We start from the raw sequence: 1,578 nt of genomic DNA on the forward strand, positions 1-1,578 counted from the left end.
CATCTAGCGCGGCATGAGGTTATGGGCGAGAGGTTGTGACACTGAAGGAGCGGAGGAGCTTACGGTGTCAGTTTCTATGTCTGCGCCTATGACTGATGATAGAAGTTTCCATGTTCTTGAAGCGGTTCCGAGCCGTTTGGACGCAAGTCCGCAGCGTCCGCGGCGGCGCTGGTCGGAGGAAGCGAAGGCCCGTCTGGTCGAGGCGTCTCTGGAGCCGGGGGCGAACGTGTCGGCCATTGCCCGTGAGGCGGGACTTTCCCCCTCGCAGTTGTTTGGCTGGCGGCGCAAGGCGGTCAGGAGCGGGGCGGTGCGGCCGCGCGAGGAGGCCAATCAGCTCGGATTTGTTGAGATCACACCGACGGCGACCGCGCAGGTCGAGATCGAATTGGACGGGATGATCATCCGCGTGGGCGCCGACATTCGCCAAGAGCAGCTGCTGAAGATCATTCGGGCGGTACGCAAGGCATGATTCCGGCGGGTGTGAAGGTGTTTGTCGCCAGCCATCCTGTCGATTTTAGAAAGGGCCCAGACGGCCTTCTTGCGCTGGTACGCGATGCCGGCTCGGATCCGTTCAACGGCGCGCTTTATGTGTTCCGGGCCAAAAGAGCGGACCGGATCAAGATCGTCTGGTGGGATGGGTCCGGCGTTTGCCTGTATGCGAAACGCCTGGAGAAGTCGAAGTTTTGCTGGCCGCGGATCGGTCATCATCGGGTTCAGCTCAACCACGCCCAGTTGATGGCGCTGGTCGATGGAATGGACTGGAAACGGGTGCATGCAGCGACGGTCCGCCGGCCGCAATCGGTCGGATGAGCCGGCCTGCGGCAGAGTGAATCAGACCGTCGAAAGGGTGGGAAAATTGGGGCGGAATATGCTCTGATCGATCCATGCCCGCCCCTGATCCAAAGCTTCCGGACGATATTGACGCGCTCAAGGCGATGGTCACCGCCATGGCCGAGCAACAGGCGCAGGTTGAAGCCCGCAACGCGGATCTTGAGGCTCGCAACAAACAGCTCGAGGCGGTGAACAGGCAAGCCGAAGAGCGGATTGCCCGATTGACGGCGACGATCAAGGTGCTGGAACGGGCCCGCTTCGGCCGCCGCTCCGAACGGCTGCGGGCTGAGCCGCTGAGCGAGGAGCAATACGCCCTGGTGTTCGACGAAATCGAAACCGGCGTTGCAGCCATCAAAGCAGAGCTTGAGAAGACCCCCGGACCGTCGAAGCCCAAACGCGCACCGCGGCCACGCAAGAGCTTTGCGGCTCATCTCGAACGGGTCGAGGTGATCATCGAGCCGGAAGTTCCGGCCGGTTGCGAGGACCTCGAGCGGGTGTTGATCGGCGAGGATGTCTCCGAGCGGCTCGACGTCACGCCGGCGAAATTCCGGGTGATCGTCACGCGTCGGCCCAAATATGCCTACAAGGGCTGGGACGGCATCGTTCAGGCAGCTGCGCCCGCCCGCATAATCGAAAGTGGTATTCCGACCGAAGCGCTGCTGGCGCAGATCGCGGTGGCCAAATATGCCGACGGCCTGCCGCTCTATCGCCAGGAAGCGATTTATGCGCGCGATCGCGTCGAGATCG

General features: G+C 62.3%; 3 protein-coding genes. All 3 read left to right on the top strand.

Features of this window, described 5'->3' with window-relative positions:
- The first annotated feature begins 88 nt into the window (after positions 1-88).
- Positions 89-469 carry a transposase gene (locus HK439_RS26310; RefSeq protein ID WP_235988129.1) on the top strand — a complete coding sequence of 127 codons (381 nt, stop codon included), beginning with the start codon at positions 89-91 and terminating at the stop codon, positions 467-469.
- On the top strand, positions 466-810 hold the full coding sequence (tnpB, locus tag HK439_RS26315) for an IS66 family insertion sequence element accessory protein TnpB (protein ID WP_190294451.1): 345 nt from the start codon (positions 466-468) through the stop codon (positions 808-810). Before HK439_RS26310 ends, tnpB begins: the two co-directional genes overlap by 4 nt.
- A gap of 74 nt (positions 811-884) precedes the next feature.
- Positions 885-1,578 (top strand): IS66 family transposase zinc-finger binding domain-containing protein (locus HK439_RS26320; protein WP_190294452.1); only part of this gene is annotated, 694 nt, incomplete at its 3' end.

Origin of the sequence: Roseibium aggregatum, from assembly GCF_014692675.1 — a bacterium.
Taxonomy (GTDB): domain Bacteria; phylum Pseudomonadota; class Alphaproteobacteria; order Rhizobiales; family Stappiaceae; genus Roseibium; species Roseibium aggregatum_C.

Bases quoted from the DNA above. Each gene is read 5' to 3' on its own strand.
- HK439_RS26310 (WP_235988129.1), top strand. From the start codon at position 89: ATGACTGATGATAGAAGTTTCCATGTTCTTGAAGCGGTTCCGAGCCGT.
- tnpB (WP_190294451.1), top strand. From the start codon at position 466: ATGATTCCGGCGGGTGTGAAGGTGTTTGTCGCCAGCCATCCTGTCGAT.